The sequence below is a fragment of the Haloarcula taiwanensis genome, assembly GCA_002844335.1.
Lineage (GTDB): Archaea > Halobacteriota > Halobacteria > Halobacteriales > Haloarculaceae > Haloarcula > Haloarcula taiwanensis.
In genome coordinates, this window is the sequence record CP019154.1 from 1,780,931 (window position 1) to 1,802,260 (window position 21,330).

Consider the following 21,330-nt stretch of genomic DNA (forward strand, 5'->3'; position numbering starts at 1 on the left):
TTATTGCCGGTCGAGAACTCTGTGCCGATGGAGGACTCGAATCGGCCGACGGTCGGAGACTACATGACACGCGAGGTTGCCACCGTCGAGCTCGACGATACCGTCGGGGAAGTCGCCCGACGAATCGCCGATAACGACCACTTCAGCGGGTTTCCGGTGACTGACGGCCGCCGCGTCGAGGGGTTTGTCAGCGCACGTGACCTGCTGCTCGCGGAGGACCACGAGCCGATGTTCCGCGTGATGACCGACGATATCCTCGTGGCGCACCCGGACATGGCCGTCCAGGACGCCGCGCGCGTCATCCTGCGGTCGGGGATCCAGAAACTCCCAGTTGTCGACGACGCCGGCCACCTCGTCGGCATCATCTCGAACGCTGACGTGATTCGCTCACAGATCGAGCGGGCGACACCGGGCAAGGTGGACAAGCTTGGCCGGACGCTCGAGAACATCCACGGCATCACGACACACGAAGGCCGCCGTGAGGTAGAGCTTGCCGACCTGACGCCGACACAGACGACAGTGTACGCCGACGAACTCGAAGGACGGGTGTACGAACTGGAGCGCGGACTGGCGGAACCGCTCGTCGTTATCGACAACGGCGGCGACCTCTTGCTGGCGGACGGCCACCACCGCGTGAAAGCCGCCGCACGGCTCGACATCGATGAGATGGACGCCTATGTCATTGTCCTCGATGAGACGGTCGAGCTTGGGATGGCCGAGACGGCCGCGGACTCCGACTTGGAGTCAATCGACGATATTGAAGTCGTCGACTACGCCCACCACCCGCTCGTGCAGACGACGGAGCGACTCCAGGACTAGTCCGGAGCGATGTGATTGACGCTAGCACCCCGCTTTCCCCGAACCTTCTTACTAAATCATGACATACACCGGAGTATGTTCGACGAGTCGGACCTCCAGCGCATCCGCGAGCGGAAAGACGAGTGGGAAGCCGAGACACTGGACCCCGTACTGGACGCCTACGGCGAGCGCAAAGAGCAGTTCGCAACGGTCTCAAACCTCGATGTAGACCGGCTGTACACGCCACTCGACGTGGATGACATCGATTATGAGGACGACATCGGCTTCCCCGGTGAGGAGCCGTTCACACGCGGCGTCTATCCAACGATGTACCGCGGCCGGCAGTGGACCATGCGACAGTTCGCGGGCTTCGGGACCGCTGACGAGACCAACGAGCGCTTTCACTACCTCATCGATGAAGGCCAGACCGGGCTGTCGACGGCCTTTGACATGCCGACGCTGATGGGGATCGACTCCGACGACGTGATGGCCGATGGCGAGGTGGGCAAGGAAGGCGTCGCCGTCGACACGCTGGCGGATATGGAGCGGCTGTTCGACGGCATCGACCTCGGTGAGGTGTCGACCTCATTCACGATCAACCCTAGCGCTCCCGTTATCTATGCGATGTACATCGCGCTGGCCGACCAGCAGGGCGTCCCGCGTGAGGAGATCCGTGGGACGCTCCAGAACGATATGTTCAAAGAGTTTATCGCTCAGAAAGAGTGGGTTATCCCACCGGAGCCGTCGCTGAAACTCGTTACCGACACCATCGAGTTCGCCAGTCAGGAGACCCCGAAGTTCAAGCCCATCTCGGTGTCGGGATATCACATCCGCGAGGCGGGTTCGACGGCGGTACAGGAACTCGCGTTCACGCTCGCGGACGGCTTCGCCTACGTCGAGGACTGCCTGAGCCGGGGTATGGACGTCGACGAGTTCGCCCCACAACTCTCCTTCTTCTTCAACTCACACAACTCCATCTTCGAGGAGATAGCGAAGTTCCGCGCGGCCCGGCGCATCTACGCCCGCGTGATGGACGACTGGTACGGCGCAGAGGCCGACGCCAGCAAGCAACTGAAGTTCCACACTCAGACCGCCGGTCAGTCACTGACCGCTCAGCAACCGCTGAACAATATCGTCCGTGTGACGATTCAGGCCCTCGCAGGTGTACTGGGCGGCACTCAGAGCCTGCACACCAACAGCTTCGACGAGGCCCTGGCCCTCCCGTCCGAGCAGGCCGTTCGAGTCGCCCTCCGGACACAACAGATCATCGCGGAGGAGTCGGGGGCCGCCGACATCGTCGACCCGATGGGCGGCAGTTTCGCCATCGAGTCGCTGACCGACGAGGTCGAAGAGAAGGCGATGGCCTACATCAATCACATCAGGGACGAACTCGGCGACGGATCGGTCCGCGACGGCGTTATTCAGGGGATTCAGGACGGCTACTTCCAGCGTGAGATTCAGGACGCCGCCTACGAGTACCAGCAGCGCGTCGAGAACGAGGACGAGGTCATGGTCGGCGTCAACAAGTACACGGTCGAGGAAGACACCGAACCCGAGATTCTCACCGTCGACGAGGACGTACAGGAACGCCAGCGGGACAAGCTCGCGACGGTCAAGGCAGACCGCGACGACGCGGCCGTGGAAGCAGCGCTCGACGAACTGCAGCAGGTAATCACTGACGGCGGGAACGTCATGCCAGTCATCATCGACGCGGTGAAAGCCTACGCGACGATGGGCGAGATTATGGCCGTCTTCGAGGCAGAGTACGGGAGCTATCAGGAGACAGCAAGCATTGCCTGACCGCTAGACTGTCCGCTCCATTGTTTCCAAGGCACAAAATCCCCTCATCACCCGCATCAGGCACACTGATACGACCCGAGTCCCTCCCGGTCGACAGATTCGGACCCGTTCAGGTTGGTCGACTCGGTCAGGACAATCAACTCCACGCGTTTCATCGCGTCGCCGTGGCTTCGGTTCCACCGCGAACACAGATACGTTGCGAGCGACCGTCGGAGGCTGGGTTCGTGACGCGCTGTCCCGAGGAACTTCTTCCAGCGCTGGTTCGGGAACCGGTCGGACACCTCCGGTGGCCGTGAGAGATTGACCGGCTCCCCGGCAAGCGCGTCGACCCGGTTCCCAGACTCCAGAGTTGCCGGGGCCGCGTACCACCACGTTTCCTGTGGCGGGTCTGGCGCGAACATGTTCCAGCTCCGGTCCTCGATTCTATCCGGCGTGCCCGTTGGTGCGGTGACAAAGCCGACCGCGACGGCGTTGAGAATCACAATCGCGACGATACCGAGCGTCGCTACCGAGCGCGTCGTCGTAGGGAACCAGATCTGTGGCGGACCTGTCGTTGAATCCGGCCACCGCGGGCGCAACGCTTCGATTGCGTCGGGCCAGCGGTCTGCGAGCGGGTCCCAGAACGGCGTCGGCAAAAATAGTACCAATCCGAGAATCGAAACGAGCGGAAACACACCCAGGAGAAACGAGAGTGCCATGCAGATGTGGGCGGTGACGAACGCCGCGACCAGTCCAGTCCGATATCTTCCGGTCCAGATAAGCAACAACGGGGACCCCACGAGCAAGGCAAGCCAGAGCCAGTTCCCCAGGACCAGCACCGGGTCCCAGCCCGCAACCACGTCACCAAGCCGGATAGTGAGGTGGTCGAGCTGGAACGCGTACTGCACCGCAGTCCCTTGGTGCCAGTACGTACCACGAAGCTTCATGAGGCCGTTCGTCACGTACACGGCAAGCACTTGGAGGAGGATTCCTGCAGTGCCGGCGGTGGCGACCCGTGTCGAGGCGGACTCCGCCGACCCGTTTTCCCAGCCACAGCCGAGCGGGAGCAGGAGGCTCCAGAACAGTAGTCGCCGAAACAGCGTATCGCCGGCATTGAGGACGATGGGGTTCCGAAGCTGTATCGATACGAGCAGGACGAACGCGACGCCCGCACTCAGACGGGGTCGGTAGCCGACCACCAGCGCGAGGGCTGTGAGTGCTGTCAGTCCGAAGACTACTACCGGCAGCCAGACGGTCCCCCAGACAGCGAGCGGCGACATGGGCCCCAGAACTGGATACAGTTCAGTCAGTGTCGAGCGTGGGAGCGCGCCACTATCGGTATAAAACGCACCGATGTCCGACAACCGCAGCGCGATGTCGGTGAGGAGACACAGCCCGAGCACCACTCTGAACGCTGCAAGCGCACGTCGGTCGATAGCGATACGGCGGACCAGCCGCCGACGGAAGGCAATCTCGGAGAGCATCTGTGGGGAGGGCGACGAGACACTGACTTAGTGTCACGTATGCGACTAGAATCCGCTTTTTAGCCGGGCTGAATTAAACTAACGGAATGTAGGGCTCAGGCAACAAGAGACCGGACAGTCGCTATACACAGCGTGTGATGCCACACCGCCTCTCAGGACCCGGCCGCGTCGTCGATTCGCTCAGAGACGTATATGACGAGACCGAGCAACACGCCAAGTACGATACCGATGGTGACGAATCCGTAGATAGCGACGCCAAACGGCGTCGGCGGCAGTGCGATCACACCGAACAGTTCCGGTTCGAGGTCCTCCGGCCGGATGCTGCCGAGAACGAACCCCATCACTCCGGCAAGAACAACGATAGCAACGTACAGGCGAAGGACGATCTGTCGTCCAGACCTGGCCTCAACTTCGCTCATGTGGAATCAACGGCGCGAAGACGATTAGCCTTTTTCACTTCCACGCCGTAGCTATCCTATGTCACAGAAGGAGCTACTGTTTCTCGTCCTGACCGGAATTGCACTCATGATGTTCGTGACGGCTATGGTGCTCGTTTCCGGCGCAAGCTAACGGGCACTGTCAGTTCGGTCGTGGCTACGGATGAAACAAAAGCAGCGAAAACAGCGGGACGCTTACGAGTCGTCTTGTTCTTCCTGCCCGCCGTCGGCGAGTAGCGATGGGTCCTTTTCCGGACTGTCAGCTTCGAGCTGCTCGTCGAACCACTGGAACTCGCGGTCCAGCATGCCGTCGCGCTCAAGGTTCCACGGGTCACCGTCCTCGACCTTCGGGCCTTCGAGCCAGGACTGGACGATGTTCCAGACGAAGAACAGCTGGCCGATAAACAGGATGACTGCGCCCACCGTCGCTGCTTGGTGGAACGTCGACACCTGCGTCAGTGGCGCGATAGCGCCGTCGAACTGGTAGGTGGCGTAGCGCCGGGGCATCCCCAGATAGCCCAGCGCGAGCATCGCGAAGAACGTGATGTTGGTCCCGACCATCGAGAGCCAGAAGTGCGCTTTGCCGAGGGTGCGCTGGTACATCCGGCCGGTGAATATCGGGAACCAGTAGTAGATGCCGGCGAAGGCCGCGAAGCCGATGGCCCCCATCACGATGTAGTGGAAGTGACCCACGACGTAGTAGGTGTCGTGGAGGATCAGGTCGACGGGGATGGAGGCGAGGAACACGCCGGTGACGCCCCCGATGATGAAGTTCGAGACGAAGCCGATACAGAACAGCATCGGCGTCGTCAGACGTAGGCGGCCGTTCCACATCGTCGTGATCCAGTTGAACGTCTTGACAGCGCTCGGTATCGCAATCGCAAGCGAGACGGCCATGAACGACGCCCGGAGCCGCGGGTCCATGCCCGTCGAGAACATGTGGTGGGCCCAGACGCCGAAGGAGAGGACCCCGATGGCGAGCGTCGAGTAGACGACGAACTTGAAGCCGAACAGCTTTCGGCCGGAGAACTTCGGCAGGATGAGGCTGACCAGTCCCATCGGCGGCAGGACAAGGATGTACACCTCAGGGTGGCCGAAGAACCAGAACAGGTGCTGCCACAGCAGCGGGCCGCCACCTTCGACGGCGAAGAACGTCGTCTGAAGGTTCCGGTCGAGTAGCAGCATCACGATAGCGCTCCCCAGCAGCGGGAAGGCGAACAGGATGAGCGCTGACTGGGTGAGGATCGTCCACGAGAAGATGTCGAGGTTCGCCCAGTTGACCTCCTCGTTGCGCTCCGTGAAGATGGTCGCGATGAAGTTGATCGCTCCCATCGTCGCCGCAACACCCGAGAGGTGCAGGCCCAGCAGCATCAGGTCGACGCCGGGGTTCGCCTGCTCGACCGATAGCGGCGTGTACATCGTCCAGGCCGTGCGGGCCGGCTCGATCATGTTGTCGGTCACCGGCGCGAGGAAGAATCCCGCCCAGATCAGCAGTGCCGCCGGCGGGAGGAGCCAGAACGCGATGGCGTTGATACGTGGGAACGCCATGTCGTCAGCCCCGATGAGCAGCGGGATGAAGTAATTCGCGAACGCCGCGATGATGGGCGTCCCGAACAGGAACAGCATCGTAATGCCGTGACTCGTCAGGATGGAGTTGTAGGCGTTGTTGCCAAGGATGGCTCCGGCGGGCGTGACGAGCTGGATGCGAATGAGCATCGCCATGATCCCACCGACGGCCAGGGCGATGACCGCGTACACCCCGTACAACAGTCCGATGTCCTTGTGGTCGACGGTTGTTAGCCAGCGAATGATACCTGCGGGCTTCTCACGGTTGATGACGGTCGTCTCGTCACCCGTGACGGCCCCGCCACCCGCGAGCGGCGTATACGAACGCCAGTTCTCGACACGGGTGAGAAGCGCGGCGACGCCGACGAGGAGGACGGCCATCAGCCCCGTCAGCACAATATCTCCTGCTACCATAGTCGTCCTTCAGGACTGGGACATTATCAAAGGGTCGATTCCTGCAGCAACGACCATAAAATACGGCTTCCATCCCACATTGAAACCGCAAAAACAAGCGGCCACCGCACACGGTCACCCAGTGGCAAGCGCGGTCGGTCTTCGAAGCAGTCTGTCCGACGCCCTCCGCTCAGTCTTCGTGGCCCAGTTCGCCGTTCTCTTTCTCAGCGTTCTCGACGGCCTTCCCCGCGTAGTAGGTCAGGACGGCGAGCAACAGGAACATCGAGATAATCAGTGCGAACTGCATCCCGGAGAAGACGGGGTCGGTTCCGAACGCCGGGAACGCGGCGAACGCGACGATGAAGAAGAAGAGAATCCCGAGCGGGATGACGTTCACGGTGAGGTCGAGCAGGGTATCTTTTTCGAACCCGAACAGTGCCATGCCTTCTCGTTAGGGCAGGCCAGTAAATAGAGTGTTGGTTTCCGAATCGCGCTGGTGCCTGTCTCAGGCTGCGGTCTGTTCCATAACCGAAGCGACGCCGCCCATCCCGATCATCACCGCGCCCGCCACGGCGACGGCCACCAGCCGAGTGAACAGCGGCCCGGTCCCGACGTTCGAGAGCGCGATGTCGGCGGCCGGGACCTGCCAGACGGTAAACGCAGCGGCGAGGACGATAAGAACGACTCCGACTCCGAGCAGGGTCGGCCACGGCCGCTCCACGTACCCGGACTCGGTGAGGATACCGGCGATACTACCGCCGAACAGTATCAGGCCGAAAACAGCCACTGGAAAGAGTCCGACAAACACGCCAATTTCTGACAGTGCTAATCCCAGTGCGACAAACAGCGGCCACGGACTTGCGGTCGGATACTGGTCGCTTAGTCCCGGCTCCTCTACCATACCAGTTCTTGAGGCCGACTCGTCATATGTCCATCGGACCGCGCCCGTGGGCACAAACTATTTGTTCACCATCCGGCTTGGTGGGAGTAATGAGTACACGCACGGTCGAACGGGTCGACGGCTGGGAGTCGGTTCCGTTCGACGGCGGGTTCGCGGGCCTGCAGGACCTCGCCGGACAGGAGTTCTCCGGCGCGGTCATCGCGGGTCCGACGCGCCTGTTCATGTTGAACGGGACCGTCGTCGGCGTCCTCGACGGCACCATCGAGGATTTCGAGGACGCGTCGGGAACAGCCAAACGGTCACCGCACGAGGCGCTGCCACTGCTTGCAGTGATGCAGGAACGCGCCGACGAGGTGAAAGCACAGTACTACACTGAAGATACAGCGCTTGCAGAAGTCGACCAGACACTGTCGAGCGGGAACTTTACTGGCTTTATCGAACTCTCCGAAAACGTCCTCTCGGGCGACTACTACACCGTGTATCATCAGGGCCGTTCGATGAGCGTCGCGTGGGTCGGTAACTCGGATAAGCTGCTCACCGATGACGAGGCCTTCGAGACAGCCAACGATGAGGTCGGTATCTACGAGGTCATGCCAGTCGATATCGAGCCGATTGAGATTCCAGAACCGCCCGACGACAGGGCGGACGAGCAGTCAGCAGACTCGGCGGCCGCCGGCGTCGACCCGCTTGACGCTGATGATAAGGCGGCTGTCGCCGACGAACCGGCCGACGCCGGTGCGGCGGACGCCGCGCCGGCAGGCGGGGCAGAGCCGGGCGGAACAACGCAACACGACCACAGCAGCGACGACCCGGTGGAGCCGTCCACAGACTCGGCCGGAGATACTGTAGCCGATGGAACCGACGATGCTGGACAGGCCCAGGCCGAGACAGAGTCGACACCGGACCGCGGCCCCGCAAGCGGCGGCCCGCCCGGATCGAAAGCTGCCGGTGCGAATCCGGGCCGGTCCCGCGGTCGGTCCGGGTCAGATGCGCAACCGAATGCGGACGAGAGGCCGAAAGCGGATAGCCGGCCAGACAGCAGCGCAACCGAGCGAGCGACGACGGAGACTGACACCGCGACACGGAGAGAACCCGACCACGACGCCACCGAACGGGAGACCGGAGTGCGTGAGACTGCCGGGGAGACCGAGCAGCAGCGACCGGCGACCGAGCCGTCACAGACACAGGAAACCCAGCACGCCAGCGCACGGAGCGCCCCGACACAGAGTGACCAGGCGGCTTCGACAGACCGCCGCGAAGAGCCGGCAGAATCGAAACCGACCCAGCGCTCCGAGTCACAGCCGTCCCGGTCCGGGGCTGATACGGCAACTCCGACGCCCGAAGCCGGTTCTGGCGGGGCGAGTGGGGATCTAGAGACGCGCTCGGTCCCGTCGCTGGACCCGAACAAGTCCGGCGGTGCGCAGGAAAGCACAGCCACCAGCGTGTCACCCACGCAGACGCCACCGACGGGTGGGCAACAGGCGTCGGCACCACGACGTGACCAGCCGGCACAGGACGACTCGAAACCGTCGACCGACTCCAGCGTTCAGGGACCGGCACCGGCACAGGACAGCCGCGGCCCAGCCGAAAACGACCCACAGCAGGCCGAGGCACCGCAGCCACAGCCGTCGGCAGGGGACCAGCGACAGTCGCCTGCCAGCGAGGAGCTGTCACCACGCGAGCGAGAGCGTGTCGCGGAGCTCGAATCCGAACTCGAACAGCAAGCCGAGACGGTGTCGGAACTCGAATCTGAACTCACCGATCTGGAGGCAACGAACCGAGAGCTTCGAGACGAGCGCGACCGTCTGGAGTCGGAGCTAGCCGACGCACGGGCCGAAATCGACCGGCTGGAGGAACAACTCGACGAGCAGAACGACGCCGCCGCAGGTGGTGCCCGGCTCAGCGCCGGCGAGGCGATAAACGGGACGAACCTCTTCGTCAGGTACGATTCGAAGGGCAAGGCGACGCTTGAGGAGGCCAAGGACGGCGAGGCGAGCCGCGAGGAGGTCGAGGCGAACCTCAGGCTGGAGTATCACACGCAGTTCGAGGCCGAGGGCGCAACGGTCAACGGGACGCCTTTCGAGGAGTACCTCGAAGACAGCATCCAGTACCGCTTTGTTAACTGGCTCATCCGGAACCTCCTCTATGAGATTCGAGATACTGGCCATGCAGGGGCCATGAAGGACCTCTATGAGGGGCTTCCGGCCATCGACCGCGCCGAACTGAACGGCAACGTCACAGTGACCTACACAGAAGACGGGCAGGAGAACCGCTCGCAGGAACGGTTCGATGTGGTCGTCCGCGACCGGATGGGGAACCCGCTGGTCGTCGCAAACATCAACGACTCGCGCGAACCGGCCTCCGAGGGCCAGATGTCGGACCTCATCCGAAACGCCGAGCGGGTCGGTAACGCCTCCGGGTCGCTTGCGTCGGCGTTTCTCGTCACGAGCAGTTTCTTCGAGCCGGGCGCGCTCGAAACCGCCGAAGAAGCGACCTCCAGTGGACTGTTCAACCGCGATAAGCGCAAGAGCTTCGTGAACATCTCACGGAAAAAGGGCTTTCACCTCTGTCTGTTAGAAGCGAGAAACCAGGAGTTCCACCTGGCGGTCCCGGAACTCTGAGAAAGAAGCTTAGCCTTCGATTTCGGCCGCGTCTTCGATCTTCATACCCTCGAGCTTGTCGATGATTTCGTCGACCTTTTCGTCGAGGTCGTCGACGAACTCACCGGTCTGTTCGGTCGTGATCGCACCCTGGCTGGAGGGCTCGATGAGGTTCTCCTCTTCGAGAACGCGCAGGGAGTACCGCACCTTGTGGTGCGGGTAGCCGGTTTCGTTGGACATCTTCACGATACCGATAGGCTCGTTCTCGATAACCATGCGAAGCACCTGCAAGTGGCGCTCTAGCATGTCAACTTCCTTTTCAAGCCTGTCTATCATGGCAATTGTTAACTTGTGTTTGCGGTATTTAAAGGTTCTCCCTCGGATAATCGCTACAACGTTGATACGTTCGAACAGGGGTGTCTTAAAACCGTCGTAACGGTTCACATGGGTACTGCTCACGAGCGTGATTTCCGGACCGTAATCTGTTTATCACGGTGGCTGGAAGGTGCGTGCGATGACCGTAACCATCGTCGGCTCACAGCTCGGCGACGAAGGGAAGGGCGGCATCGTCGACCTGTACGGCGACGACGTAGACGTCGTCGCGCGCTATCAGGGCGGCGACAACGCCGGCCATACCGTCGTCCACGAGGGCGAGGAGTACAAGCTCTCGCTGGTTCCGAGCGGAGCCATCCGCGGCAAGGTCGGCGTACTCGGCAACGGGTGTGTCGTCAATCCGCGAACGCTGTTCGACGAGATAGACACGCTTCAGGAACGCGGCCTCGACCCGGACGTTCGCATCGCTGAACGAGCACACGTCATTCTCCCCTTCCACCGCGTGCTCGACGGCATCGAGGAGGAAGTAAAGAGCGAAACGGATCAGGAAGTCGGAACGACAGGTCGGGGTATCGGTCCGACCTACGAGGACAAGGCCGGTCGGCGCGGTGTCCGCGTCGGCGACCTGCTTGACCCGGACGTACTCAGGGAGCGCCTCGAATACGTCGTCCCCCAGAAGCGGGCCGTCGTCGAGGACGTGTACGACCTCGACGTCGACGAGCTTGACGACCCGGACGCCTTCGACGTGGACGCCATCTTCGAGGAGTTCCGCGAGTTCGGCCGCCGCTTCGAGGCCGAGGACATGACTGTCAACGCTGGCGCGTTCCTCAGCGCGACCATCGACGAGGGCCAGAACGTCATGCTTGAGGGCGCACAGGGAACCATTATCGACATCGACCACGGGAACTATCCCTACGTCACCTCTTCGAACCCGACGGCCGGTGGCGCGGCGACCGGGACCGGACTCAGCCCCGGCGTCGTCGGCGACGGCGAGGTTATCGGTATCGTGAAGGCGTACCTCACCCGGGTCGGAAGCGGCCCGCTCCCGACCGAACTCGGGGGCGTCGCCGGCGATACGCCCGGCTACGACGAGCAGGGCGAAGGCGAAAACGAGGAGCTGGCGAACTACATCCGCGAGGAGGGGGGCGAGTACGGCACCGTTACCGGCCGTCCGCGACGCGTCGGCTGGCTCGACCTGCCGATGCTCCGCCACTCCACGCGGGTCTCCGGCTTCACCGGCCTCGCCATCAACCACCTCGACGTGCTCGCCGGCCTCGACGAAGTGAAGGTCGGCCACAGCTACACGCTCGACGGCGAGCAGTTGGCGTCGATGCCCGCGACCACCGAGCAGTGGAAGCGCTGTGAAGCCAATTTCAAGTCCTTCGACGGGTGGCCCGAGGTCGACTGGGCGGACGCCGCCGACGAGGGGTACGACGCGCTGCCGGAGAACGCGAAGGCCTACGTCGAGTACATCGAGGACGAACTCGACACCCCGGCCTACGCCATCGGCGTCGGCCCCGGCCGCGGTGAAACTATCGTCCGCGAGCATCCGTTCTAGCAGGCGCTCCGTTCTGACTCGGCGGTCGAGTTCACACACGAGTACCCGGCGACGGGGCGATACCGCTGGGAGAGCGGCAGACTTTTGCGACCGCCGGTCTTGGTCGAATGTATGAAAGAGGACCTGATGGAAATTATCTGCTGCCCTCTGGACAAGCACGACCTCGACCTCGAAGTGACGGAGCGCGACGACGGCGAGATCCTGTCGGGCGAACTCGTTTGCACCGAGTGCAGTGAGACGTTCCCCATCGAGGACGGCATCCCGAACCTGCTCCCCCCGGACATGCGCGACGAGGCACCGGCCTGAACCTTTTTTTCCTCGCCACGCGGAGTCACGTCCGTGCCTGACTCCCTGCCCGTGCACCTCAACCGGACGGACATCCACAGTCTGGAAGTTCCAAACGAGTTCGACGCGACAGGGAGTTTCGACGTTCGATTAGTCAACCACGGCGAGGCCCTGCACGTCCACCTTCATCTCGACGACTCGCTCTCTTCTGTCGCGTCGCTCGACGCCACAAACCACCACGTACGGGCCGAAACCGATCGGTTAGTCAGAGTGACCGTTGACGGTGACGGGCCAGTCCGTGGCAAGCTAAAGGTCGTGACCGGATATGGCGCCGAGACCCGGTACATCGACATCTATATTCCGGAAGGTGGGACCGAGAACGAACCGGTCATCGTCGACGACGAGCTGTCGAAGCCACAGCCGAAACCGGCGGCAGAATCAGCGTCCGGTCTCGAAGACCTGTCTGCGGGACCGATACTGGCGGCTGGCGGTTTCACCGTCCTGATTGCGGGACTCATCACGCTGGTGCTCACCGAGAGCGTGCTATTGACAGTCGTCGCTGTACTCGCGGTCACAATCGTCATAGGACTCCTCTCCGTCGCCGTTCGCCCGACCTGACGCGCCGCTACTGTTCCGTCTCGACGCCGCCGAGGTTCCCCTCGTCGTCGAACAGCTTTGCTCGCAGGAACCGTGTCCGGTACCGGTTGGCTCCCTCGTAGATATCGGCTTCACGGATGTCGTCTGCCTCGCCGTCTGCGACGGCATCGATGATATCCTCGATCTGTTCTTTCTCGCTGGGCGTGAGTTCGAACTCGTAGGTCTGGGCTTGCTCGCCTTCGAGCTTTGTCCACTTGCGCGCGCCGGCGATGACAAGCGAGCAGGGCTCCCGGCAGGGAAACTCACCTGACCCGCCGTCGACATCGAGTTCTGTCTCCTCGTCGTACTGCCACTCCCGGCGTTTGAGACACTGGGAATCGTCACAGCAGGCCTCGGCGACCCAGTTGACGTGTTCGTAGCCGTCACCGCGGTCCCAGGTCTTGACAACGCCGTAAATCCCGGTCTGGCGGTCGACGGTGTCCCGCCAGTGGGTCACGTCGAGGTCCCCCTCCTGTTCCCGGTGCCAGTTCGCGATGGTCGCCGGGTAGAACGCGTCGACCGTCGTGACGAACTCGCTCGCCGATAGCTCGGGGAACGCCCACCCGGTCTGGAGCGACGGCGCGGTCTTGAGCGGGCGGTAGCCGCCGTCGTCGTCGTGTTTCGCAATTTCGCGTGCGTCGAGGGGGTCGTCGTACTCGTCGAGCGCGCTGGTTCCGACATCGACGTCGGCGCGGTGCCGGATGCTGTATGTCCGCGTTCCGTCGGAGAGCGTAACGGTCAGGTGCAGTTCCCCCCAGGTCGCGGACACCCCGTCGGCGAGCGCGTCGTAGCGCTCGGCCACGTCTCGCTGCTCTGCCCCTTCGAGCCAGCGGAGGAACGCCCAGCGGTCCGCCTTCTGGGGCGCGGTGGCGTGCCAGAAGTACCAGTTTCGGACGTACGGTGACTCCGCCGCTACCGTCCGAAGCGTCTCCTCGTCGATGCCGCTGTGGTCCACATCCGGTGTTCGGAACGTGTACCCGTCACTCTCGTGGGTCACGTGGAGGTCGTCGAAGGCGATGCCATCGGGGGCAGTTGCCACCAGCGCGTCCACGTACTCGCCGTCCATACTGGAAAACGGTACTCGGTCGGCAAAAGTCGGCTGGTTCCGGCCAGCAAGCGGCGTAATCAGTTCCGGTCTCTGACCTGATAGCGGCAGTCGGCGACCTGTCAGTCGCCGGTCGCGGGCGTCGCGCCGCCAGTCTCCTCGCGCACCTGCTCGATGGCAGCGCTCACGTCCGCGCCCGCGTCGGCGGCCCGCTCCAGCACCACGTCAGCCATCAGCGGCTCCGTGCCGACTGCGCCGGCGTACCAGATGTCGTGGCCCTCGACAGTAGTCGGCACGTCGTAGCCCGTCCGGTAGTCGTCGGTCAGACCCATGTCCTCGGGGATGTCCTCCTGCGTGTGAAAGCCGTCGGCGATAAACAGCGGCACGACGACGATGTCGTCGCTCTCGAAGTAGTCCGCAACGTCGTCGACTTCAGGGTCCTCGTCCATGAACAGCGACTGCACCTCGTCGAAGCGGTCCCGCGCGCGGATGCGGTCGGCATGGTACTGGATGGCCTTCGCGGAGTTTTCGTTGCGCTCCGTCCCGTGGCCGACGACTGCCAGACCGAACCCTTCGCCAACATCGGGATCGCCGGTGACAGACTCCGCTCGCTGGACGATGACATCGCTCATCGAATCATGCGTTCCGACCGGGCCACAGTAGTGGACCGTCTGGGCCGTGTCCTCGGCGGCCAGCGTCGCGTTGGTCGCGCTCGTCCCGTCGGAGTCCCACAGCTCGGGGTCCCAGTCTTCGAGTCGGAACTCCCGTGGGATGACCTGCTCGGTGAAGTAGCCCTCCGAAATGAACAGCGGGACCAGATACACCTCCTCGGCGTCGACGGTCCGCAGGGCCTCCCGGAACGACGGTTCCTCCTTCCAGAAGGACTCACGGACCTCGGAGAACGCGCCCGTCGCCCGAATCGTGTCGGCGTGGTCGTAGGTGGGCGTACTCGACTCGGCGTTCAGATGGGAGCCGTGGGCCGCGATAACGAGTGCTTCGTCCATGCACTTCGGTTGGGGCGAGTCGTCCTTAGGGCCTTCGTTGCCCTGTACAGATAGCCGGCGAGCTGTGCAACATTGCGCGCCGAAATGTGTCTTTGCCGCCCGATTCCGCCCGATCACAGCCCGAACAGGAGGACGTAGAACAACAGTCCAGCGGCCGCAAGCAGTGCCGCGTGTCCCAGCGCGCCGGCAGCGACGACGATGCCGCCGATGATTCGCTCCGCTGCTCCCAGGGGCTGTCCGAACGCCTTCCGCTCTCGTTGTGCAATCGCCATTGTCTTTCCCTCGTGTAGAGAGCGGACGCCGAGGGGGACAAACCCCCCGGCCTGTTCTCACTCGCTGGGAGTGGGGCCGCAGTTCTGAGGGGATAGCGCGCCCGTGTGTCGGTTATGGCCCGACACGGCCTGTCCCGTACCCGTGGTCGCCCGCCGGCGATAGAACGACTTTTGCCCGCGCCGGGCGTGGCCGACGCCAATGTCACTCGCCGCCGCGACCAGGGACGCCGTCCGCGAGCGCCCGTTTCTCTACGACGCACTTCGAGCGGGCGTCGTTAACTACACGGCCGCCGCGCGCACGCTCGACATTGACGGCGATGCGGAAGCCGTCGCGACCGCCCTCCGACGGTTCGCCGAGGAACTGGACGACAGCCCGGCCCACGACAGCGACGCCCGCGTCTCGATGCAGAGCGGGCTGGGTCGGGTCGAATCGCCCGACGCTGTGTCGGCTATCGTCTTCCGAGTCGGGGACGCCGCCTTCGCCGAGGGCGCTGGCTCGCTAACGGGCATCGTCGCTACCGGCGACCTCTCGCCGCCGGCGCTGGCCGAGGTGCTGGGCCGCCTGCGGGCGGCGGACGTCGCGGTCGAGGCCGCCGGCGTCACCGACGACGCGCTCGTCGTGGTAGTGGGTCGCCGTGCGGGACCGGACGCGCTCCGGATGGTTGAGGCGGTGGTGCAGGGATGAGTCGCCTTCCGACGGCTTAAAGCGGGCGGACGCAGTTCCTCCCGGTAATGACGCTTCGCGTGACGAACACGTTGACCGGTGAGAAAGAGGCCTTCGAGCCGCGCGACCCCGATTCCGTGTTGCTGTACTACTGCGGGCTGACGACCTCCGACCCGCCCCACCTCGGCCACGCGCGCGGCTGGGTTCATGTCGACGTGATGGCCCGCTGGCTCGACTATCTGGGCTATGACGTCCACCACGTCGAGAACTTCACCGACGTCAACGAGAAAATCGTCGCCCGCGTCGGCGAGGACGGCGATAGCGAGGCCGACGTGGCCCGCCACTACGTCCGGCAGGTCATCGACGACATGCGCTCGCTCAACCTCGGCCGCGCGGAAGTGTACCCCCGCGTCTCAGAGCACGTCCCCGAAATCATCGACCTCGTCGAGCGCCTCGTCGAGAGCGGCCACGCCTACGAGGCCAACGGCTCCGTCTACTTCGACGTGACAAGCTTCGAGGACTACGGCAAACTCTCGAACCAGTCCGTCGAGGACATCGAATCACAGGGCGCGGACACCGAAGGCGAGAAGCGACACCCGGCCGACTTTGCGCTCTGGAAGGCCGGCGGCGTCGACCCCGAGGACATCGCCGAACATCAGCACCCGGAGGCCGCCCCGGCCGAGGAGGCCTGCCAGACCGCACAGACCTGGGACTCTCCGTGGGGTGAAGGCCGACCCGGCTGGCACATCGAGTGCTCGGCGATGTCGATGACACACTTAGACGAATCCATCGACATCCACGTCGGCGGGCAGGACCTTGTCTTTCCCCACCACGAGAACGAGGTGGCCCAGAGCGAGGCCGCGACCGGCGAGCAGTTTGCGAAGTACTGGCTCCACGTCCGCCTGCTGGAGACCGAGGAGGAGAAAATGTCCTCCTCGCTTGGCAACTACTTCAGCGTCAGCGACGCAGTCGAGGAGTTCGGTCCCGACGTGCTCCGGACCTTCCTGCTGTCGACGGCATATACTTCGCGGGCGACCTACAGCGACGAGACTGTCTCGGAGGCCGAGGAGCGCTGGGACCGCCTCTCCCGGGGCTACGAGCGAGCGGCTGAAGCCTGCGACGATGTGGACGCCCACGCGAAAGTGACCGACGAGACGCTTCGGGATGCTGTCGACGACGCCCGCTCGACGTTCGAGGCCGCGATGAACGACGACTTCAACACGCGGGAGGCGATGACCGCACTGCTGAACCTGACCGCTGCGGTCAACACGCACGTCGACGGCCGCGACGAGTACGACTACCGGGGGCTCCGGCGCGCCGTCGAGACGTTCGAGGAACTGGGCGGCGACATTCTGGGGCTGTCCTTCGGCGAGGACGGCGGCGGCGACGTGTCGCTGGCCGGCGACGTGGTCGACCTGGTCCTGACAGTCCGTGAGCAGGAGCGGGACGCCGGCAACTACGAGCGGGCCGACGAACTCCGCGACGAACTCGAAGCCCTCGGCGTCGAGGTCCAAGATACTGATGACGGGCCGACATATCGAATCTGATATTTCATATCAAGATTGCGTATTTAGGACATTCTAACACGCCTCACTACGATTTTATATACTATTAGTGCGTTTATATAATTGTTATGAAATACGTACCAACTACTGTCGGTTTCACCCGGATGATCGTCTCTCTCATGCTCGTTGTTGCCGCGGTCGGCGCGGTCGCATCCCCCGTCGCCGCACAGAGCGACCAGCCCGACTGGGCCGTCCAGATGTTCGAGGACATGGGACCGATGGTCGAGACGTACAACGCGAACGTCGACCCGGAGGACTTTGGCTTCATAGCTGGTGAGCTACAAGGTGAGAAGGTGAACCTCGTGGTGGACGACCCCGAGAACGGAACCGAAGCGTCGGTGTCGTTCAGCATGAACAACGCCCTTCAGATGCAGGAACTGGCGCTTGGCACCCGTGACGACGCTACTATCCAGATGAACACGGACAAGGCGACGATGGACCGAGTCATCGCGTCGAACAACCCCACTGTGGAATTCAAGAATGCCGTCACCGCGGGCGAAATCAGCGTCTCCGGTATCGGCCTCTTGGGCGGCGTCAAGTGGTACGCGATTAACGTGGTCGCCGACGTCCTCCGGGGCATCTTCGGCTGACGCGGCCGACGCCCAGCGGCCACAAAACGTTTTCCCGTACCGGACAGTGCTTGGAAGTAGATGGTACGCCGCTTGCTCCCCGTCGCCGTGGCGCTCCTTCTCGTGACCTCCGGCTGTGTCGGGCTCATCACCGGCGAGACGGTCACCTTCGAGGCCTCGCCCGCGACCGTTTCTGACAGCACGCTCGACTCGACCGGATACGAACTTAACAACGCGACACAGGCGAACGTCACCCGCGACGTGACCGTCGCCGGGCAGGACCGGACGGTGCGGCTCGTGACCGAGCGCAGACAGTACACCCGGAGCGGCTCCCTGCTCGGCGTCGAGGTCGTGGAGCTGTCGCGGTTCGTCGTCGTCTCCGTTCCGAGCGCGACCGTCGCCGGCCAGACGCTCAACCCCGCCGCCGACTGGGCGAACCGGCGGGTCCTCGAAGCGGTCCAGGGCCAGACCGGCAGCATCGACGACGTCGAGTCGGCCGGGAACCGGACGGTCCGGGCGCTGGGCGCGGACCGCCAGGTCAGCGAGTACACCGGCACGACCGAGGTGGCGGGCCAGTCCATCGACGTCCGCCTTCACCTCGTCAGCTTCCAGCACGAGGGCGACATCGTCATCGGCGTCGCCGTCCACCCCGAGACCGTCGACGAGACCGACGCCGTCGACGACCTGCTGTCCGGCCTCCAGCACGGCGGCGACTGACGGGCTTCGGGATGCAGTGAGTTCGGACGCCGGCGGCCTCGGGCATACCCTTTTTATCGGGCGCGGTGATGGCTGGGCCATGAACACCGTCCTGGCGCTGGGCCTGGGGCTCACCGTCGTCGGCCTGGCGGGCTACGTCGCGGGCGTCGCGGTGCCGTACCCCGGCCGCGCGTTCTCGGTGACCGCCTTGCTCGCCGGGATGACGCTGCTGGCCGTCGGCCGCTCGGACGAGACGGAGGGCGGGGCGTGATATCCGCACTCGTCTACGCCGGCGAGACGGCCGAGCCCTACGACGACCTCGGGGCCGCCCGCGCGGCCGCGGGGACGACGTGGGTCCACGCCGCCGAGGCGACCGACGAGGAGATACGCGCCGTCCAGTCGGCATTCGACCTCCACCCGCTCGCCATCGACGACCTCCGGGGGGACGTCCGGGCCAAGACCGAGGAGTACCGCGACTACACCTTCGTCCTGCTGAAGACGATGCGGCTCACCCCGGGCGAGACCACCTTCGAGAAGGAGGTGACGACAAGCCCGGTCGGCGTGTTCGTCGGCCGCGACTGGGTCGTCTCGCTGGGCTTAGACGAGGCCCGGCCGGTCCAGCGCGTGATGGACGCCGCCCGCCGGGGGGACGAGCGCCTGCTCCAACACGGCCCGGACTTCACCGCCTACCGCGTCGTCGACGTCGTCGTCGACGCCTACTTCGACCTGCTCGACGACATCGAGACGGACATCGAGGAGATAGAGGAGGAGGTCACCGTCTCCACCGACAGCGAGACCATCGAGAAGATAAACGACGTCCGGCGGGACCTGCTGTCGTTCCGCAAGCAGGCCTGGCCCGCGCGCGAGGCCGTCGGCAGCCTCGCCCGTGGCGACCCAAAGCAGATACAACCACAGACGGAGAAGTACTTCCGGGACGTCTACGACCACCTCGTCCAGATTGTGGACCTGACCGAGACCTACCGCGACCTCGTCTCGGGTGCGCGGGACATCTACCTCAACACCGTCTCGCAGTCGACCAACGAGGTGATGAAGGTGCTGACCGTCGTCGCGACGGTCTTCATCCCGCTGACGTTCGTCGTCGGGGTCTACGGGATGAACTTCGCCGACAGCCCGTACAACATGCCGGAACTGGGCTGGACCTTCGGCTACCCCGCGGTGATGGTCGGCATGGGCCTCATCGTCGCGATACTGCTCGGCCACTTCCGCCAGCGGGGCTACCTATAGCGCAAGCGGGACGAGCAACACCCCCATCAGCGTCGCCCGGCGGGACCCGAACCGCGGCGGGAGATGTCCGACCAGCGTGGCCGCCCCGAACGCGCCGACGCCCACGAGGCCGGCAAACAGCGCCGAGAGGCCGACAAGGACCGCGACCACTGAAAGCGAGAGGGCCGTCTGGTCCACCCGACCGACGGCACGGAGATAGCGGTCACCCAGTGTCGGGACGAGTATCGCGCCAGCGACGGCGGCGACGGCGACCGCCGCGAGCAGCGCCGGGAGCACGAGCGGCACCTCGGCCCGGTCGAGCGCGACGAGGACACCGGTTCGGGGCGTCCCGAGCGAGATGAGCGCGAACAGCGCAAACACCGCTGTCGCCGTGTTGACGCCACTCGTCGTCACGATGAACGCACGCGGCCCACGCTCAGCGACCAGTCCAAGCGCCAGCGTGGCCGCGATGGCGCTTGAGACGCCCGGAATGTAGCCGACAGCGCCACCGCAGAGCGTTCCGACGCCCGCGAGAACGACGACCGTTCGCCGCGGCGTCGTCACCGCCGCGTCGGCCTGTGGCGGGACCCCCTCCCCCTCGATGGCGGCCAGGAGCACCGGCGCGCCGAACAGCCCCGAAAACAGCGGGACCAGTACGTCGGAGACTGGCAGCACTCCGGTCACCGGCGCGTCGAGGAGGGCGATTCCAAGCAGGCCGCTGGCTGCCAGTGAACACGCCGCGCCGATTTGCCGACGGCGGCCCTGTTCCGTGACCACAAGCAGGACAGCGACTCCCGCGAGAAGTACCGACAGCCACGGCTGGAGCAGCGGATACGCTCGCTCCATCAGGAGGGTGAGTGGAACCGCCAGCGGGACGGCAAACACTACGGCCAACCCGCTCCCCAGCGCTGACAGGCGCAGCGCCTCCCGACCGCGACCCTCGATGACCAGCTGGTGGCTCGGCAGCGCACTGGCCGCCAGTGCCGGGTCCGGCACGCCCAGCGCCAGCGCCGGAATCACGTCGAGAAAGGTGTGTGTCACCCCGGCCGCCAGCATTGCCACGCCGACGTAGAGTCGTGGCCCCGGTAGACTGCTCGCCGCCGCGGCGAGCAAAAGTGCGAAGGTGTTGGCGTGCAACCCCGGAACGAGCCCGCTAAGCGTTCCCAGTCCAACTCCCGCCCCAACCGCAGCGAGGAGCGCGAGCGTCGCTGTCGGGTCGACGGCGGGAGCCATGGACTGCATAGCGGGGCGTGGCCCCGTTCCCGTACTTGAACCTCTGCGACGTTCGGCCCGGCTACCACTCTACAGCGTAGTGCGGGCCGACCGGACCGTGTTCGGCGTGAGTCCCGGCGCTAGGAGGGGTGGTGAGACAGCAGTGCCGACTGTCGGTCGCGACCAGTCCTTTCGAGAGGGCGCTCCCGAAGAGGCGACAGCGCAGGTCCGACTCAGCCAGACGTTCTCTTCCGACCGAAGCCCCCTGAACCTGGCGAGCTTTTTGGTGTGCCGGCCATTCGTACACAC

At 64.2% G+C, this 21,330-nt stretch carries 21 protein-coding genes; 11 read left to right on the forward strand and 10 right to left on the reverse strand.

From position 1 onward, the window contains the following. Positions 1–27: 27 nt before the first annotated feature. Both BVU17_09030 and BVU17_09035 read left to right on the forward strand, forming a co-directional pair. Positions 28–819 (forward strand): hypothetical protein, encoded by a 792-nt coding sequence (locus BVU17_09030; protein AUG47650.1) that lies wholly within the window; start codon positions 28–30, stop codon positions 817–819. 75 nt (positions 820–894) lie between these two features. Beyond that, a complete protein-coding gene (locus BVU17_09035; GenBank protein AUG47651.1) occupies positions 895–2,598 on the forward strand; it encodes a methylmalonyl-CoA mutase in 1,704 nt (567 codons plus the stop codon). A gap of 56 nt (positions 2,599–2,654) precedes the next feature. Here BVU17_09035 and BVU17_09040 read toward each other — a convergent pair whose 3' ends face one another. The 5 genes from BVU17_09040 to BVU17_09060 form a co-directional block, all read right to left on the reverse strand. Then, complete coding sequence (locus BVU17_09040; GenBank protein ID AUG48882.1) at positions 2,655–4,031, reverse strand: hypothetical protein; 1,377 nt, start codon at positions 4,029–4,031, stop codon at positions 2,655–2,657. A 182-nt stretch (positions 4,032–4,213) separates the two neighbouring features. After that, a complete protein-coding gene (locus BVU17_09045) occupies positions 4,214–4,480 on the reverse strand; it encodes a cox cluster protein (protein AUG47652.1) in 267 nt (88 codons plus the stop codon). A gap of 213 nt (positions 4,481–4,693) precedes the next feature. Further along, positions 4,694–6,478, reverse strand: coding sequence for a cytochrome c oxidase subunit I (locus BVU17_09050; GenBank protein ID AUG47653.1), 1,785 nt, complete (start codon positions 6,476–6,478; stop codon positions 4,694–4,696). A 169-nt stretch (positions 6,479–6,647) separates the two neighbouring features. After that, entirely contained in the window at positions 6,648–6,899 is a 252-nt protein-coding gene (locus BVU17_09055; protein ID AUG47654.1) for a hypothetical protein, read from the reverse strand. Between the two features lie 63 nt (positions 6,900–6,962). Beyond that, positions 6,963–7,358: a hypothetical protein gene (locus BVU17_09060; protein ID AUG47655.1), complete on the reverse strand. Its 396-nt coding sequence runs from the start codon at positions 7,356–7,358 to the stop codon at positions 6,963–6,965. An 89-nt stretch (positions 7,359–7,447) separates the two neighbouring features. Between BVU17_09060 and BVU17_09065 the strand changes: the two genes are divergently transcribed. After that, a complete protein-coding gene (locus BVU17_09065; GenBank protein ID AUG47656.1) occupies positions 7,448–9,979 on the forward strand; it encodes a hypothetical protein in 2,532 nt (843 codons plus the stop codon). A 9-nt stretch (positions 9,980–9,988) separates the two neighbouring features. On the opposite strand, the gene BVU17_09070 is transcribed toward BVU17_09065, so the two are convergent. Next, entirely contained in the window at positions 9,989–10,294 is a 306-nt protein-coding gene (locus BVU17_09070; protein AUG47657.1) for a hypothetical protein, read from the reverse strand. A gap of 178 nt (positions 10,295–10,472) precedes the next feature. Here BVU17_09070 and BVU17_09075 point away from each other — a divergent pair, with 178 nt between their 5' ends. From BVU17_09075 to BVU17_09085, 3 genes are all read left to right on the forward strand, one after another. Further along, the gene (locus tag BVU17_09075; GenBank protein ID AUG47658.1) at positions 10,473–11,849 is read left to right on the forward strand and encodes an adenylosuccinate synthase; all 1,377 of its coding nucleotides are present in this window, start codon (positions 10,473–10,475) and stop codon (positions 11,847–11,849) included. Positions 11,850–11,960: 111 nt separating this feature from the next. Beyond that, entirely contained in the window at positions 11,961–12,155 is a 195-nt protein-coding gene (locus BVU17_09080) for a hypothetical protein (protein AUG47659.1), read from the forward strand. A 33-nt stretch (positions 12,156–12,188) separates the two neighbouring features. Beyond that, on the forward strand, positions 12,189–12,752 hold the full coding sequence (locus tag BVU17_09085) for a hypothetical protein (GenBank protein ID AUG47660.1): 564 nt from the start codon (positions 12,189–12,191) through the stop codon (positions 12,750–12,752). A gap of 7 nt (positions 12,753–12,759) precedes the next feature. Here the strand turns inward: BVU17_09085 and BVU17_09090 are convergent, their stop codons facing one another. Further along, entirely contained in the window at positions 12,760–13,836 is a 1,077-nt protein-coding gene (locus tag BVU17_09090) for a hypothetical protein (protein AUG47661.1), read from the reverse strand. A 101-nt stretch (positions 13,837–13,937) separates the two neighbouring features. Beyond that, complete coding sequence (locus BVU17_09095) at positions 13,938–14,819, reverse strand: hypothetical protein (protein ID AUG47662.1); 882 nt, start codon at positions 14,817–14,819, stop codon at positions 13,938–13,940. Positions 14,820–15,290: 471 nt separating this feature from the next. On the opposite strand from BVU17_09095, the gene BVU17_09100 reads away from it, so the two are divergent. From BVU17_09100 to BVU17_09120, 5 genes are all read left to right on the forward strand, one after another. Further along, complete coding sequence (locus BVU17_09100) at positions 15,291–15,776, forward strand: hypothetical protein (protein ID AUG47663.1); 486 nt, start codon at positions 15,291–15,293, stop codon at positions 15,774–15,776. Positions 15,777–15,823: 47 nt separating this feature from the next. Beyond that, complete coding sequence (locus BVU17_09105) at positions 15,824–17,302, forward strand: cysteine--tRNA ligase (GenBank protein AUG47664.1); 1,479 nt, start codon at positions 15,824–15,826, stop codon at positions 17,300–17,302. 86 nt (positions 17,303–17,388) lie between these two features. Beyond that, complete coding sequence (locus tag BVU17_09110) at positions 17,389–17,910, forward strand: hypothetical protein (GenBank protein ID AUG47665.1); 522 nt, start codon at positions 17,389–17,391, stop codon at positions 17,908–17,910. A gap of 60 nt (positions 17,911–17,970) precedes the next feature. Continuing rightward, the gene (locus BVU17_09115) at positions 17,971–18,606 is read left to right on the forward strand and encodes a hypothetical protein (protein AUG47666.1); all 636 of its coding nucleotides are present in this window, start codon (positions 17,971–17,973) and stop codon (positions 18,604–18,606) included. A 246-nt stretch (positions 18,607–18,852) separates the two neighbouring features. Further along, on the forward strand, positions 18,853–19,830 hold the full coding sequence (locus BVU17_09120; GenBank protein ID AUG47667.1) for a magnesium and cobalt transport protein CorA: 978 nt from the start codon (positions 18,853–18,855) through the stop codon (positions 19,828–19,830). Here BVU17_09120 and BVU17_09125 read toward each other — a convergent pair. Together BVU17_09125 and BVU17_09130 are read right to left on the reverse strand one after the other, a co-directional pair. Next, positions 19,825–21,051 (reverse strand): hypothetical protein, encoded by a 1,227-nt coding sequence (locus tag BVU17_09125; GenBank protein ID AUG47668.1) that lies wholly within the window; start codon positions 21,049–21,051, stop codon positions 19,825–19,827. The genes BVU17_09120 and BVU17_09125 overlap by 6 nt on opposite strands. A 52-nt stretch (positions 21,052–21,103) precedes the next feature. Next, positions 21,104–21,328, reverse strand: coding sequence for a hypothetical protein (locus BVU17_09130; protein ID AUG47669.1), 225 nt, complete (start codon positions 21,326–21,328; stop codon positions 21,104–21,106). Positions 21,329–21,330: the final 2 nt, after the last annotated feature.

What these genes read in the sequence shown, in the direction of transcription:
- BVU17_09045 (AUG47652.1), bottom strand. Translation starts at nt 4,480, where the DNA reads ATGAGCGAAGTTGAGGCCAGGTCTGGACGACAGATCGTCCTTCGCCTG.
- BVU17_09050 (AUG47653.1), bottom strand. Translation starts at nt 6,478, where the DNA reads ATGGTAGCAGGAGATATTGTGCTGACGGGGCTGATGGCCGTCCTCCTC.
- BVU17_09035 (AUG47651.1), top strand. Translation starts at nt 895, where the DNA reads ATGTTCGACGAGTCGGACCTCCAGCGCATCCGCGAGCGGAAAGACGAG.
- BVU17_09030 (AUG47650.1), top strand. Translation starts at nt 28, where the DNA reads ATGGAGGACTCGAATCGGCCGACGGTCGGAGACTACATGACACGCGAG.
- BVU17_09095 (AUG47662.1), bottom strand. Translation starts at nt 14,819, where the DNA reads ATGGACGAAGCACTCGTTATCGCGGCCCACGGCTCCCATCTGAACGCC.
- BVU17_09065 (AUG47656.1), top strand. Translation starts at nt 7,448, where the DNA reads ATGAGTACACGCACGGTCGAACGGGTCGACGGCTGGGAGTCGGTTCCG.
- BVU17_09110 (AUG47665.1), top strand. Translation starts at nt 17,389, where the DNA reads ATGAAATACGTACCAACTACTGTCGGTTTCACCCGGATGATCGTCTCT.
- BVU17_09080 (AUG47659.1), top strand. Translation starts at nt 11,961, where the DNA reads ATGAAAGAGGACCTGATGGAAATTATCTGCTGCCCTCTGGACAAGCAC.
- BVU17_09060 (AUG47655.1), bottom strand. Translation starts at nt 7,358, where the DNA reads ATGGTAGAGGAGCCGGGACTAAGCGACCAGTATCCGACCGCAAGTCCG.
- BVU17_09055 (AUG47654.1), bottom strand. Translation starts at nt 6,899, where the DNA reads ATGGCACTGTTCGGGTTCGAAAAAGATACCCTGCTCGACCTCACCGTG.
- BVU17_09125 (AUG47668.1), bottom strand. Translation starts at nt 21,051, where the DNA reads ATGCAGTCCATGGCTCCCGCCGTCGACCCGACAGCGACGCTCGCGCTC.
- BVU17_09105 (AUG47664.1), top strand. Translation starts at nt 15,824, where the DNA reads ATGACGCTTCGCGTGACGAACACGTTGACCGGTGAGAAAGAGGCCTTC.
- BVU17_09115 (AUG47666.1), top strand. Translation starts at nt 17,971, where the DNA reads ATGGTACGCCGCTTGCTCCCCGTCGCCGTGGCGCTCCTTCTCGTGACC.
- BVU17_09070 (AUG47657.1), bottom strand. Translation starts at nt 10,294, where the DNA reads ATGATAGACAGGCTTGAAAAGGAAGTTGACATGCTAGAGCGCCACTTG.
- BVU17_09100 (AUG47663.1), top strand. Translation starts at nt 15,291, where the DNA reads ATGTCACTCGCCGCCGCGACCAGGGACGCCGTCCGCGAGCGCCCGTTT.
- BVU17_09075 (AUG47658.1), top strand. Translation starts at nt 10,473, where the DNA reads ATGACCGTAACCATCGTCGGCTCACAGCTCGGCGACGAAGGGAAGGGC.
- BVU17_09090 (AUG47661.1), bottom strand. Translation starts at nt 13,836, where the DNA reads ATGGACGGCGAGTACGTGGACGCGCTGGTGGCAACTGCCCCCGATGGC.